The organism is Ruegeria sp. BHSB196 (assembly GCF_059613135.1).
This window is the reverse complement of the sequence record NZ_JBXWRY010000023.1, coordinates 39,794-53,447: the sequence shown is the minus strand read 5'-3', so window position 1 is coordinate 53,447 and position 13,654 is coordinate 39,794. Positions and strand designations below refer to the sequence as shown.

At 62.7% G+C, this 13,654-nt stretch carries 8 protein-coding genes and 1 tRNA gene; 3 read left to right on the top strand and 6 right to left on the bottom strand.

The genetic code is table 11. The annotated features are described in order from the left end of the window. Positions 1-18 precede the first annotated feature (18 nt). From gltB to AC2FNJ_RS12695, 3 genes are all read right to left on the bottom strand, one after another. Positions 19-4,551: a glutamate synthase large subunit gene (gene gltB, locus AC2FNJ_RS12705; protein ID WP_496764667.1), complete on the bottom strand. Its 4,533-nt coding sequence runs from the start codon at positions 4,549-4,551 to the stop codon at positions 19-21. Further along, entirely contained in the window at positions 4,548-4,985 is a 438-nt protein-coding gene (locus AC2FNJ_RS12700; protein ID WP_496764665.1) for a GFA family protein, read from the bottom strand. The genes gltB and AC2FNJ_RS12700 overlap by 4 nt, the downstream gene beginning before the upstream one ends. Positions 4,986-5,056: 71 nt before the next feature. Continuing rightward, entirely contained in the window at positions 5,057-6,490 is a 1,434-nt protein-coding gene (locus tag AC2FNJ_RS12695) for an NAD(P)-dependent oxidoreductase (RefSeq protein ID WP_496764663.1), read from the bottom strand. 232 nt (positions 6,491-6,722) lie between these two features. Between AC2FNJ_RS12695 and AC2FNJ_RS12690 the strand changes: the two genes are divergently transcribed. Next, positions 6,723-7,526, top strand: a complete 804-nt coding sequence (locus AC2FNJ_RS12690) for an undecaprenyl-diphosphate phosphatase (RefSeq protein WP_496764661.1) — start codon at positions 6,723-6,725, stop codon at positions 7,524-7,526. Here the strand turns inward: AC2FNJ_RS12690 and AC2FNJ_RS12685 are convergent, their stop codons facing one another. Next, complete coding sequence (locus AC2FNJ_RS12685; RefSeq protein ID WP_496764659.1) at positions 7,527-8,510, bottom strand: complex I NDUFA9 subunit family protein; 984 nt, start codon at positions 8,508-8,510, stop codon at positions 7,527-7,529. A 220-nt stretch (positions 8,511-8,730) separates the two neighbouring features. Here AC2FNJ_RS12685 and AC2FNJ_RS12680 point away from each other — a divergent pair. Together AC2FNJ_RS12680 and AC2FNJ_RS12675 are read left to right on the top strand one after the other, a co-directional pair. Further along, positions 8,731-8,817, top strand: a tRNA-Leu gene (locus tag AC2FNJ_RS12680). A gap of 152 nt (positions 8,818-8,969) precedes the next feature. Next, entirely contained in the window at positions 8,970-9,434 is a 465-nt protein-coding gene (locus AC2FNJ_RS12675; protein WP_496764658.1) for a hypothetical protein, read from the top strand. 181 nt (positions 9,435-9,615) lie between these two features. Here AC2FNJ_RS12675 and AC2FNJ_RS12670 read toward each other — a convergent pair whose 3' ends face one another. Both AC2FNJ_RS12670 and gcvP read right to left on the bottom strand, forming a co-directional pair. After that, positions 9,616-10,614, bottom strand: coding sequence for a helix-turn-helix domain-containing protein (locus tag AC2FNJ_RS12670; protein ID WP_496764656.1), 999 nt, complete (start codon positions 10,612-10,614; stop codon positions 9,616-9,618). A 98-nt stretch (positions 10,615-10,712) separates the two neighbouring features. Next, positions 10,713-13,571 (bottom strand): aminomethyl-transferring glycine dehydrogenase, encoded by a 2,859-nt coding sequence (gene gcvP / locus AC2FNJ_RS12665; protein WP_496764654.1) that lies wholly within the window; start codon positions 13,569-13,571, stop codon positions 10,713-10,715. Between the last annotated feature and the right edge of the window lie 83 nt (positions 13,572-13,654).

The window sequence follows — 13,654 nt, the reverse complement described above, 5'->3', positions numbered from 1 at the left end:
ATCGGACGGTATCCAGCCTTATTCCGCGGGCATCGCCTCGGGTTCCAGGCTCAGCGGATGGCTCAGCTTGTCGAGCATCTCTTTCGGGCAGACCTGAAGGAAATTGTCCCTTTCGACATCCCAGTGCTGCAGGAGGTCGGCCGCCTTTCGGCTGCCGGTTTCCGCCAGATGGCGTTCAATCAGGCTTTTGAGCTGATCTTGCCAATGCGCCACCGACACAGGGCATGTCACCAGAGTTTCCATGTTCATCAACGGTTTGGACTTGCCGTCCGGGTCGTACAGATAGGCCATGCCGCCGGTCATGCCGGCGCCGAAATTCGCGCCGATCGAACCCAGAATGACGGCAACGCCGCCTGTCATGTATTCGCAACCGTTCGATCCGCAGCCCTCTACCACCACGGTCGCGCCCGAGTTGCGCACGGCAAACCGCTCGCCGGCGCGTCCGGCCGCGAACAGAAAACCGTCGGTCGCTCCGTACAGAACCGTATTGCCGATGATCGTGTTTTCGTCCGCCTTGAGCGGGCTGACCTGTGGCGGGCGCACAACAATCGTGCCCCCCGAGAGCCCTTTGCCCACATAGTCGTTGGCGTCGCCGGCGACTTCCAGCTTGAGGCCCGGCGCGGCAAACGCCCCCAGGGACTGGCCCGCAGACCCCTTTAGTTTCACATGCAGATGATCCGGCTGGAACGTGTTGCGCATGCCGAAATTCTGCACGATGTGGCTGGATACCCGGGTGCCGACCGTCCGGTGTGTGTTCTGGATTGCATAGGACAGCTGCATTTTCTCGCCATCCTTCAGGAACCGCGCCGCGTCGCGGACGATTTCCGCATCCAGAGTATCGGGCACGGCGTTCCGCTCCTTGTCGCGGTTGTAGACGATGTTCTGAGACCCATCCACCGTGATCAGCAACGGGTTGAGATCGAGATCGTCCAGATGCGCCGAACCCCGGCTCACCTGCATCAAGAGATCGGCCCGGCCGATGATCTCGTCCAGCGAGCGCGCGCCGATCGAAGCCAGGATTTCGCGCACCTCCTGCGCGTAGAAGGTGATCAGGTTCACCACCTTGTCCGCAGTGCCGGTGAATTTCGCGCGCAGGGATTCATCCTGCGTGCAGACGCCGACAGGGCAGGTGTTCGACTGGCACTGGCGCACCATGATGCAGCCCATCGCAATCAGGGCGGCGGTGCCGATGCCGTATTCCTCGGCCCCCATCATCGCCGCCATGACGATGTCGCGCCCGGTGCGCAGACCGCCGTCGGTCCTCAGGGTCACGCGGTCGCGCAGGTTGTTCATCGCCAGAACCTGATGCGCCTCGGTCAGGCCCATCTCCCACGGCAGACCGGCATATTTGATGCTGGTCGCGGGCGATGCCCCGGTGCCGCCATTGTGGCCCGAGATCAGGATCACGTCCGCCTTGGCCTTGGCCACGCCGGCGGCGATCGTGCCCACGCCCGAGGACGCGACCAGTTTCACCGTCACCTTGGCGCGCGGGTTGATCTGTTTCAGGTCATAGATCAGCTGCGCCAGATCCTCGATCGAGTAGATGTCGTGATGCGGCGGCGGCGAGATCAGCGTCACGCCCTTGGTCGAGTGCCGCAGACGCGCGATCAGGTCGGTGACCTTCATGCCGGGCAGCTGCCCGCCCTCGCCGGGCTTGGCGCCCTGGGCTACCTTGATCTCCAGCTCTTCGCAGTGGTTGAGGTACTCGGCGGTCACGCCGAAGCGGCCCGAGGCCACCTGCTTGATCTTGGCCGACGGGTTGTCGCCGTTGGGTTCGGGCACGAAATGCGCCGGATCCTCGCCACCCTCGCCGCTGTCGGACTTGGCGCCGATCCGGTTCATCGCCACGTTCAGCGTCTTGTGCGCCTCGGGGCTCAGCGCGCCCAACGACATGCCCGGCGTGACGAAACGCTTGCGAATCGAGGTGATCGACTCGACCTCTTCGATCGGCACCGCTTGGCCCAGCGGCTTGAAATCCATCAGGTCGCGCAGATGGATCGGCGGGTTCGCCTGCATCTTGGCCGAATACTGCTTCCACAGCTCGTATGAGGCTCTGTTGCAGGCCATCTGCATCATGTGCATCGAGGTGGCTTCCCACGCATGGGTCTCGCCCGACTTGCGCGCCTTGTAGAAACCGCCGATGGGCAACACATCAAGGCCGCTGTCCCAGCCCTTGGCATGGACCTCTTCGGCCTTGGCCTGGATGCCCTTCACGCCGATGCCGGAAATGCGCGAGGTCATGCCGGGGAAGTACTCGGCACACATCGCGCGGCTCAGTCCCACGGCTTCGAAGTTCAGACCGCCGCGATAGGAGGACACGACCGAGATGCCCATCTTGGCCATGATCTTGAGCAGACCCTGGTCGATGGCTTCGCGATAGCGTGCGATGTTCTCGGTCAGGCTGCCGTCAAGCAACCCCCGCTCGATCCGTTCGGCGATGGAGTCCTCGGCCAGATAGGCATTGACCACGGTGGCGCCACATCCGATCAGCACCGCAAAATAATGCGGGTCGATACATTCGGCCGAGCGCACATTGAGCGAGCAGAAGGTGCGCAAGCCTTGACGGATCAGGTGCGAGTGCACGGCGCTGGTCGCCAGGATCATCGGGATGGCCACCTTGCCCGGTCCAGAATACTGGTCGGTCAATGCCAGATGGCCGGCCCCCGAACGGACGGCTTCCTCCGCTTCGGCTCTGATGCGGGCCAAAGCGGCGCTCAGGGCTCCCTGGCCAGGCTCGAAGGTGCAATCGATCTCGGCCATGGGCGCGTTGAAGTTCTCGACCAGCGTGTCCCATTGCGCATTGCCGACGAACGGGCTTTCCAGAACGATGATCTCGGTCTGGCTGCTGTCCTCGTCCAGGACGTTCTTGAGATTTCCGAAGCGGGTCTTCAGCGACATCACCCGGTATTCCCGCAGCGAATCGATTGGCGGATTCGTCACCTGGCTGAAATTCTGCCGGAAGAAATGGCTCAGCGGCCGATACTGCTTGGACAGAACCGCCGGCGGCGTGTCATCGCCCATCGAGGCGATCGCCTCCTTGCCCTCTTCGGCCATCGGGGCCAGAATCTGTTCGAGCTCTTCAACGGTATAGCCAGCCGCGATCTGGCGTTTGCGCAACTCCTCGCCCGAGAACAGCGGCTTTTCGGTCACGCCCTGCAGCTCTTCTTCGAGGTTGTTGATCTTTCCGACCCAGTCGCCAAAGGGGCGCGAGGCGGCCAGCGTGTCCTTGAGTTCCGTGTCGTGGTAGAGGCGGCCTTCGGCCATATCGACCGCGATCATCTGACCGGGGCCCAGCGCGCCTTTTTCCACGACGGTGGCCTCATCCGTTGGCACCATCCCCGCCTCAGACCCGGCGATCAGCAACCCGTCGCCCGTCACGACATAGCGCATCGGCCGCAGCCCGTTTCGGTCGAGCCCGCCGCAGACCCAACGTCCGTCGGTCATGGCCAGCGCCGCGGGGCCGTCCCAAGGCTCCATGACCGAGTTGCAATAGGAATACATGTCCACCCAGGCTTGCGGCAGTTCCACCGCCTGCTTGGACCAGCTTTCCGGAACCAGCATGGTCTTGGCCATGGGGGCGTTGCGGCCCGCGCGCACCATCACCTCGAACACGCAATCCAGCGCCGCAGAATCCGACGCCCCGCCGGGCACGATCGGCTTGATGTCTTCGGCCAGATCGCCAAAGAAGGTGTGCGCCATGCGGATTTCATGGCTTTTCATCCAGTTGAGGTTGCCCTTGAGCGTATTGATCTCGCCGTTGTGGGCCAGCATCCGGAACGGCTGCGCCAGCCACCACTGCGGGAAGGTGTTGGTCGAATACCTCTGGTGATAGATCGCAAAGGCGGATTCGAACCGCTCATCCATCAGGTCGGGATAGAAAACCGCCACCTGCTCGGCCAGCATCATGCCCTTGTAGATGATTGAGCGGCAGCTGAGCGAAGCGATGTAGAGCCCGGTGATTCCCGCCGCACCGGCCGCCTTTTCGATCCGGCGGCGGATCACGTAGAGTTCGCGTTCAAAGGTTTCCTCGTCCACGCCCTTGGAGTTCGAGATCAGAATCTGCTCGATCTCGGGCCGTGTCGCGTTGGCCTTTTCGCCCAGACAGGTCACGTCCACCGGCACATGGCGCCAGCCATAGATGTAGTAGCCCATGCGCAGGACTTCGGTTTCGACGATGGTCCGGCACCGTTCCTGCGCACCGAAATCCGTGCGTGGCAGAAACACCTGACCCACGGCCACCAGCTCGTTCATGCGCGGCTTGTGCCCGGTGCGCTCGATCTGGTCATAGAAGAAGGGCACTGGGATCTGCACATGGATTCCGGCCCCGTCGCCTGTCTTGCCATCCGCATCCACCGCGCCGCGGTGCCAGACCGCGCGCAAGGCCTTGATGCCGGCCTCGACGACCTTGCGGCTTTTCCTGCCATCGACGGATACCACTAGGCCCACACCGCAGGACGAGTGTTCCTCCTCCTCGGAATAGAGACCGTTTTCGGCCAGCCACTTGCGCTTGGCTTCTTCGGCCCGCACCCAATCGGCGTCGTATTTCGTCATTGGCTGTCTCCTTGTTCCGGCGGGGCATACATGGCCATGACCTCGGCCTCGGTCATCTGACGGCGTTTGCCTGCGAACGTGTATCCCTCGGGCTTCTTGTCGATATAGAGTTCCAGTTTCAGGGTGCCGCCGCCGGCATTATCGAACAGCCCGGCGGCCATCTGGGTCTGCCCGTGCATTTCGCCAGGCAGGGTGATCCGATACCACAGCGCCGATCCGCAGCGCTCGCAGAACGCGCGCTCGGCCCAGTCGGACGAGGTGTAGGTGCGGACCGGGCCGAGGGCGGCATATCCCGGCTCCGCATGAAAACTCATGAAGGCGCTGCTGCTCCAGCGGCGGCACATGTCGCAGTGACAGGCCCCGAGCGAGTCCCGCGCCGGAGTGGCCGTGATCGTCACCGCGCCGCACATGCATTGGCCCTGCAGTTCAGTCATCGCCTGGTTCCTTGTCTGGCAGGCCGTGTTTCCGTTCGGCCGTTCCCGTGCGTGTCATGCACCGCCCGTCATCATTCCGCTGCAACCGCGGCTCGTGCATTGAACCGCTCGATGATCGCTTCGGCGCAGTCGCGGCCGTCGCGGATCGCCCAGACGACCAGGGATGCGCCGCGCACGATGTCTCCGATGGCATAGACGCCTTCCATCTCGGTCTCGCCGGTCTGGAACGCCGCCTTGATCGTCCCCCAGCGCGTTACCGGCAGATCGGGCTGGCCGAACAGCGTCGGCAGATCCTCGGGTTCAAAACCCAAAGCCTTGATGACCAGGTCCGCCTCTTCGACGTAATCCGCACCCTCGATGACCTCCGGGGCCTGGCGACCCGTCGCATCCGGCTGGCCAAGCCGCATCTTCTGGACCATCACGCCGGCCACCTGGTCGTTGCCGGTGAACCCCTTGGGCGCGCTCAGCCACTCGAAGACGACGCCCTCTTCCTCGGCGTTCTGCACCTCGCGTTGGGAGCCCGGCATGTTCGCCCGGTCCCTGCGATAGAGGCATTTGACCGATGTCGCGCCCTGACGGACCGAGGTGCGCACGCAATCCATCGCCGTGTCGCCCCCACCGATGACCACGACGCGTTTGCCGGCTGCATTCAGACGGCCATTGTCGAAATCCTCGACCGCATCACCGAAGCTCTTGCGGTTCGAAGCCGTCAGAAAGTCGATGGCCTTGACGATGCCGGGCAGTCCGCTTCCCGGCATGGCCAGATCCCGTGACTTGTAAACGCCGGTCGCGATGATGACCGCATCGTGGTCCGCACGGATTTCGGCGAACTTCCTGGCATCGACATCGCAGTTTAGCACGAATGTCACGCCGCCGTCCTCGAGCAGACGATTGCGGCGCATCACCACGTCCTTTTCGAGCTTGAAGCCGGGGATGCCGTAGGTCAGCAAGCCGCCGGCGCGGTCATAGCGGTCATATACCGTGACCTGAATGCCGGCCCTGCGCAGCATGTCCGCAGCCGCCAGCCCGCCCGGCCCTGCACCGATGATGCCGACGCTTTCCGGCCGTTCGACCGACGGCGCGGGTGGTTTGACCCAGCCTTTGTCCCAAGCCGTGTCGGTGATGTACTTTTCGACCGCTCCGATCGTGACCGTTCCGTGCCCGGACTGCTCGATGACACAGTTGCCTTCGCACAAACGATCCTGCGGGCAGATGCGTCCGCAGATTTCAGGAAAGGTGTTGGTGGCTTGACTGGTCTGATAGGCTTCTTCCAGCCGCCCCATGGCGGTCAGGCGCAGCCAGTCGGGGATGTTGTTGTGCAAAGGGCAATGCGTCTGGCAATAGGGCACGCCGCATTGGCTGCACCGGCTGGATTGCTCGGCCGCCTTTTCGGCAGCATATTCCGCATAGATTTCATCGAAGTCCTTGCTGCGCACATGCGCTGCACGCTTTTCCGGCATGTCGCGTTCGATCTGCACAAATTTCAGCATCGGTTGCTTGGCCACGGGTCGGACTCCATGAATTGGCTTGGTCTGGCCTCCATACGAAAAGGCAAACGGGATTAAAAGTCAACTATGCTGACCTAATGAAGAAAAAGTTTCCTTGAGCGGGCGTTGACACGCCCAATGCACACGTTTTTTAGGTCCGAATCGGACCCAACAGAAGCCTTTTCTTTCCATTCAAGACACTTATACCCGGTAAACACAAACCTCGCATGACAGGGGAACGGCTAGGCCGATGAGTCTCTTTCAACTGATTCTGGTAGCGGTCATCCAGGGGATAACCGAGTTCCTGCCGATTTCCTCCTCCGGGCACCTGATTCTACTCCCGAACCTGACGGGTCTTCGGGATCAGGGTCAAACCATTGACGTTGCCGTACACGTCGGAACCCTGGGCGCGGTGGTGCTGTATTTCTGGCGCGACGTGAAATCCGGCCTGATCGGCCTGCCACGCGCCTTGACCGGGCGCCTCGACACGCCCGGCGCGCGACTGGCCATGGGGCTTGTCGTCGCCACGATTCCGACCGTGCTTGCGGGAGCGGCGCTGCACTTCACCGGGTTGAGCGATGCGATGCGCTCCACCGCAGTGATCGGGTGGACGATGCTGCTGTTCGGGTTGCTGCTGTATGTCGCCGATCAGAAGGGCGCGCAAACCAAGACGGCGCAGGATTGGGGCCTGCGCGATGCCCTGATCATGGGCCTGTGGCAGGTATTGGCGTTGATCCCCGGCACGTCGCGCTCGGGGATCACCATTACCGGCGCGCGCCAGCTTGGCTACACGCGCGAGGACGGCGCACGCATCGCCATGCTGATGTCCATACCGACCATCATCGCGTCCGGTGTCCTGCTGGGCGCGGAAGTCGCGTTTGAAGCCAACGCCCAACTAGCCCGCGACGGTGCGATCGCCGCTTGCTTTGCCTTTGTCGCCGCCCTGCTGGCACTTGAATTCATGATGCGGCTGCTGCGGAGCGTCAGCTTCACCCCATATGTCATCTACCGCGTCATCCTGGGCGTCATCCTGCTGGCCATCGCCTATGGCTGATCACACGTTCAGGTTTCTGGCCGAGTTCTGGATCTCGTCATACTGACCGGAGGGACGGTATTTCCAGAGGTATTCGGGCAGAACAGCCTGCAGGGCGGTCGGCTCGATCCCGAGCTCCGCAAATCCGCGCGCGCCCTCGGACACGACATTGTCGCGGCGCAGGTTCTTGAGCTGATCGCGTGTCAGGATGTTGTTCGGGAACAGCTGGAAACTGACGAACTTCGCGATGTCCAGAACGCCGGCCATGATCCTGGCCACCCAGAACGGCAGGCCGATCACAACCCGGCGACGATGGGTCACGTCCAGCATCTGATGCATCAGTTCCCGAAAGCTCTTGACCTCCGGACCACCCAATTCGTAGATCCCCGGTTCCGCCGTGCCAAGCACGCCCTTGACTGCGGCCTGGGCCACGTCATCCACGAAGACCGGCTGAAACCGGGTTTCCGCGCCCACGACCGGCAGGAAGGGGCCCATCCGGGTCATGGCGGCAAACCGGTTGAAGAACTGGTCCTCGGTTCCGAAGATCACCGAGGGGCGCAGGATCACGGCGTTCGGCATGTGCTGCAACACGCCCGCCTCGCCCAGCGCCTTTGTGCGGGCATAGTCGCAATCCGAGGCGGAATCCGCGCCGATGGCCGAAACGTGCACCATGCGGCCGATTCCCTGTGCGGCGGCGTGGCGCGCAATGCGCTCGGCACCTTCGGCCTGAACGGCATCGAACCCGTTCTTGCCCAATTCGTTCAGAACGCCGACACAATTGACCACGGCGTCGGCCCCGTGCATCGCCTGCGCCACCGAGCCGTCGTCCCGGAGGTTGCACAGAATCGGCTCCACCTGCCCCACGGCGCCATAGGTCTTGACGAACAGCGCCTCGTTGGGGCGCCGGACAGCCACACGCACGCGCCAACCCTCGTTTGCCATGCGCCGCGTGATGTAGCGGCCCACAAATCCCGAACCGCCGTAGATCGTGACCAGTTTGGACATGGAATGGCTCCTGCTGATGGCTGTTGATCCGATCTAACGCTCAGGCACGGCGCAAACAAGGCGCAATAACGCCGCGCAACCGGTGAAACGCCTGCGGCGGTGCGCCGTCCCGACACCTCTGGAACCGCCGCTCGCCCGGCATGAAAAAAATCTTGCGAAAACCCCCCGATTCCCATTGACGGCCTTGTTCAGTCGTCTTAAACGCCCCTGCACGACACCTGCCCAGGTGGCGGAATTGGTAGACGCGCTAGCTTCAGGTGCTAGTGTCCGTATGGACGTGGAGGTTCGAGTCCTCTCCTGGGCACCATCCCAAATCTCGATCATCAACCTGTCTCCGTTCATCGCGAAATTGAGCCCTGTGATCCGCGCCATCTCTAGGGTGTGCGGCGGAACGCGAACTGGTGCGCCACTTTCAGCCCAACGGTCCGGACGCCTCGGCATCAGATTCCTGCTGCGTGCGTGATCCACTTCACAGACCGCGCCCCGATTCTGGCGCAAAGTAGTCCAAGTTTCTCTCTGACAACTCCCGGCGCGAACAGGCGCCGGTTCTTTTGTGGTCATGAGGCATTACGCAAGGCGCAGGAAGACTTGAGACCGAAGACCGAAATTGGAAAGCCCGGTGGAACGCACGGTGACGCCGCGCTGCGCCGCGACATCTTTGAAATGATGGACACGCTGGCCGTTGCCGAGCGTGACATGAGCGACAGTCTTTCGCTCGTGCTGGGAAGCGGGTCGACCAACATTGCCGCGCTGAAGCAGCTCTTAAAGATGTGCGGCAAGATGGAAGAGCTGGCCGGCCGCATCCGGGAAATTGCCGAAAACCTGGATGTGGACGGATCTCTGATACTCGAAGCGATGGCGCTCGAAGACTATTTCATGCACGTCGAGGCGCGGCTGGTGTACTTCCTGGAAACCGGGAATTGACACGCAGCCCGGCGCGTTGTGCTTCGGCGTTGATGGGCTGTTCCCCCACGGTTCGGAATTCTCGCCTCATCGCAGGACAGTCGCGGAGTTTATTGGTGTCGGAAGCGGCGATTGTCCGGACCGGTCAACCGGATCCTGCATGTCCCGAACCTCGGCAAGCCCGTTTCAATTCCGCACGACTTCAGTGTTTCGAAACCCGTGCCCCGCGAAACGCACGGCGCCGGGCGGCTTGCGGCGATTCACCGAATTCGCGACGAAACCACCGCGCCAGGTTGGAGCACGTGCCGAAACCCGTCGCTACGACCACCTCGGAAAGGGGCAGATTCGTGTGTTCGAGCAACTGGTGTGCGCGTTCGATGCGCAAGGCGCGATAGGCGCACAGTGGACCCATCCCGGTCCGTTCGAGAAACCGGCGCTGGAGTTTGCGGGTCGATACGCCCAGACGCTCGGCAAGTTCACCGACCTTGAGCGGTTCCTCCAGATGGGCGCGCATCAGTTCCAGGCTCTCGGAGATCAACCCATCTCCATGCGCCCTTTGTATCAGGTTCAGAGACATCTTGCTCTGTGGCCAGTGCGCCTCGGTGCTCAGCCCCAGATAATCGCCCAAGGCCCCGGCAATGAACTGTCCGAGGTCTTCGCCCACCAGGTCAAGCAACAGGCGCAAGGCGGCAAATTCACTGATCGCCGAATGAACCTGTCCAGAAGTCGCGCAATGCGCGCCCGGGCAGTCCGGGATCAGTTCTTCTTCCGCAGCGGCGGCCGAGAAGTTCGGATGCACCGCAACCGTGTGGCGCTCGTGCAAGCCGGTTTCTGACAGCAGGAATACCGCGCCGCCGATCAGAACCGTACGATTGGCCAGACGCAGAATGTGATGGGCACGATTGCGCTCTTCGGCGGTCAGGTGCCAGCGGGCGTGAATGTCGCCAAGAAAGATGACGGTCCGGTTTGACCAATACCGGGCATCCTGGACCGGCTGCGCCAGCAGTTCTCCGGTCGTCACGCGATAGGCCGTTTGATGCACCAGATCGTTTGCCGCGCCAAAAAGGTCGCCGATGATCTTGGCCGCCGTTTCGGGTGTCTTGCCGGGCAGAACAACGTCCACCATACCCGTGCGAACACTCATGGCCGCAGGACCGGATACCGGCCTGGAGTTCTGGGAAACCGATGCGCAATAGGTCATGTCTGCCTCCTTTTGCGGAAGTCCTCCGGTTGGATCACAGGATCATCGTTCGATGAGAGGCCCCGCCGGTCGGTGCCGGCGGGGCAAGACGCCGTAAGTCAGGCCGCCTCGTCTTCGTACTCCGTCATCGGCGGGCAAGTGCACACCAGATTGCGGTCTCCGAAGGCGTTGTCGACCCGGTTCACCGGCGGCCAGTACTTGTCAACGCCGAGGCTGCCGGCAGGGAAACAGGCCTGTTCGCGCGTGTACGGCCGATCCCAATCGCCGACCAGGTCGCGCACCGTGTGCGGCGCATTCTTCAGCGGATTGTTTTCGGCGTCGATCTTGCCGTCGATGATGTCCTGCGCCTCGGCCCGGATCGACAGCATCGCGTCGCAGAAGCGGTCGAGTTCGGCCTTGGGTTCGGATTCGGTCGGTTCGACCATGAGTGTTCCGGCAACCGGCCAGGACATCGTGGGCGCGTGGAACCCGCTGTCGATCAGCCGCTTGGCGATGTCGTCCACGGTGACGTTGCCTTCCTCGGCCAGGGGGCGGGTATCCAGGATGCACTCATGCGCCACCCGGCCCGATTCCGAGGTATACAGGATCGGGTAGGCGTCCTTGAGCCGCGCCGCGATGTAGTTGGCGTTGAGAATGGCCACCTTGGTCGCCTGCGTCAGGCCGGCTCCACCCATCAACAACAGATAGGCCCAACTGACCGGCAGGATCGAGGGCGACCCGAACGGGGCGGCCGAAACCGGGCCGATGGCGCCGTTCAATTCCGGATGGCCCGGCAGGTAGTCCTTGAGATGCGCCTTCACGCCGATCGGCCCCATGCCCGGGCCGCCGCCGCCATGCGGAATGCAGAAGGTCTTGTGCAGGTTCAGGTGACTGACGTCGCCGCCAATCTTGCCAGGCTGCACCAGGCCGACCATGGCATTCATGTTGGCGCCGTCGATATAGACCTGACCGCCGTGATCGTGGGTGATCTGGCACACCTCCTGCACGGTTTCCTCGAACACCCCGTGCGTGGAGGGATAGGTGATCATGCAGGCGGCAAGCTTGTCCGAGTATTTCTCGGCCTTTTCGCGGAAATCGGCGACATCGATGTTGCCGTGCTCGTCGGACCGCACCGGCACGACCTGATAGCCGACCATATGCGCCGATGCCGGGTTGGTCCCGTGCGCCGAGGTCGGAATCAGACAGATGTCGCGATGCCCCTCACCACGCGCGATGTGGTAGTTGCGGATGGTCAGAAGGCCCGCATACTCCCCCTGCGCGCCCGAGTTTGGCTGCATCGAGATGGCATCGTAACCGGTGATCTGGCACAGCTTGTCGTTCAGATCCTCGATCATCTCGAGATATCCCTGCGCCTGATCCGCCGGGACAAAGGGATGGATGTTGGCGAATTCGGGCCAGGTGACGGGGATCATCTCGATGGTCGCGTTCAACTTCATCGTGCACGACCCCAGCGGGATCATCGCACGGTCAAGCGCCAGGTCGCGATCGGCCAGGCGGCGCATGTAGCGGGTGATCTCGGCCTCGGCCCGGTTCAGATGGAAGATCGGGTGGGTCAGATAGGCGCTTTCCCGCAGCGCATAATCCGGCAGGCGGTAGTGCCGGTTCTTCTGGCTGTCGTCCTTCTTGTCGATGCCGAAGGCGCCCCAGACGGCCTCGATGGTTTGCGGGCGGGTCTGTTCGTCCAGACTGATGCCGATCCGGGTTTCACCCACCTTGCGCAGGTTGACACCGCGCGCCACGGCGGCCTCCATCACGGTGCGCTGCAGAGGGCCGACTTCGACGGTGATGGTGTCGAAGAAGACTTCCGGTTCGACCTTGAATCCGTGCTCCTCCAAGCCGGCGGCAAGCCGCGAAGTCTTGCGATGCACCGACTGGGCAATGGCCTTGATCCCGTCCGGCCCGTGATAGACCGCATACATCGACGCCATGACCGCCAGCAGGGCCTGCGCCGTGCAGACGTTCGAGTTGGCCTTTTCGCGGCGAATGTGCTGCTCGCGTGCTTGCAGGGCCAGGCGATAGGCCTTGTTGCCGCGGGAATCGACTGAAACACCGATGATCCGGCCCGGCATGGCGCGTTTCAACTTGTCGGTCGTGGCCATGTAGGCTGCGTGCGGGCCGCCAAAACCCATCGGAACGCCGAAGCGCTGGGTCGAGCCAACCGCAATGTCGGCACCCATCTCACCGGGGCTCTTCAAAAGCGCCAGCGCCAGAATGTCCGCTGCGACGATGGCGATGGCCTTGTGTTCGTGCAGCGCCTCGATCTCCTTGGTGAAATCGCGGACATGGCCATAGGTGCCCGGATACTGGAAGATCGCTCCAAAGACCGCGCCGGGATCCAGATCGTCGGGATCGGCCACCTGCACGTCGATGCCCAGTGGCTCGGCGCGTGTCTTGATCACGGCAATGGTTTGCGGGTGGCAGTTCTTGTCCACGAAGAACGCCGCGTTGTTCGCCTTGGAGCGCCCGCCGCGTTGCGCCATGGTCATCGCTTCGGCGGCCGCGGTCGCCTCGTCGAGCAAGGAGGCGTTGGCGACATCGAGGCCCGTGAGATCGCTTACCATGGTCTGGTAGTTCAGCATGGCTTCGAGCCGCCCCTGGCTGATCTCCGCCTGATACGGCGAATACGACGTGTACCAGGCGGGGTTTTCGAGGATGTTTCGCAGGATCGGCGCCGGCGTCGTGGTGCCATAGTATCCCTGACCGATCAGCGAGGTGAGAACCTTGTTCTTCGAAGCCACTTCGCGCATGTGATAGAGCGCATCGCGCTCGGTCATCGCCGGACCCCAGTCCAGGGGTTCGCTCATCCGGATCGCCGGCGGAACGGTGGCGTCGATCAACTGGTCAAGGGTCCGGAAGCCCATGATCTTGAGCATGTCGGCCATTTCCCGCGGGGACGGCCCGATGTGGCGGCGGTTGGCGAAATCGTAGGCTTCGTAGTCGGTCAGTTTGAAGGCCATTTCAGCGCTCCTGTTTCGAAATGTGCACCCGGCGGCATGAGGTCATTATGCACCGCCGGGACCGTCTGCAAAGTGTCCGGCGT

Excerpts from the sequence above, each read along its gene's own strand:
- gcvP (WP_496764654.1), bottom strand. The coding sequence starts at position 13,571 with ATGGCCTTCAAACTGACCGACTACGAAGCCTACGATTTCGCCAACCGC.
- AC2FNJ_RS12700 (WP_496764665.1), bottom strand. The coding sequence starts at position 4,985 with ATGACTGAACTGCAGGGCCAATGCATGTGCGGCGCGGTGACGATCACG.
- AC2FNJ_RS12690 (WP_496764661.1), top strand. The coding sequence starts at position 6,723 with ATGAGTCTCTTTCAACTGATTCTGGTAGCGGTCATCCAGGGGATAACC.
- AC2FNJ_RS12685 (WP_496764659.1), bottom strand. The coding sequence starts at position 8,510 with ATGTCCAAACTGGTCACGATCTACGGCGGTTCGGGATTTGTGGGCCGC.
- AC2FNJ_RS12670 (WP_496764656.1), bottom strand. The coding sequence starts at position 10,614 with ATGACCTATTGCGCATCGGTTTCCCAGAACTCCAGGCCGGTATCCGGT.
- gltB (WP_496764667.1), bottom strand. The coding sequence starts at position 4,551 with ATGACGAAATACGACGCCGATTGGGTGCGGGCCGAAGAAGCCAAGCGC.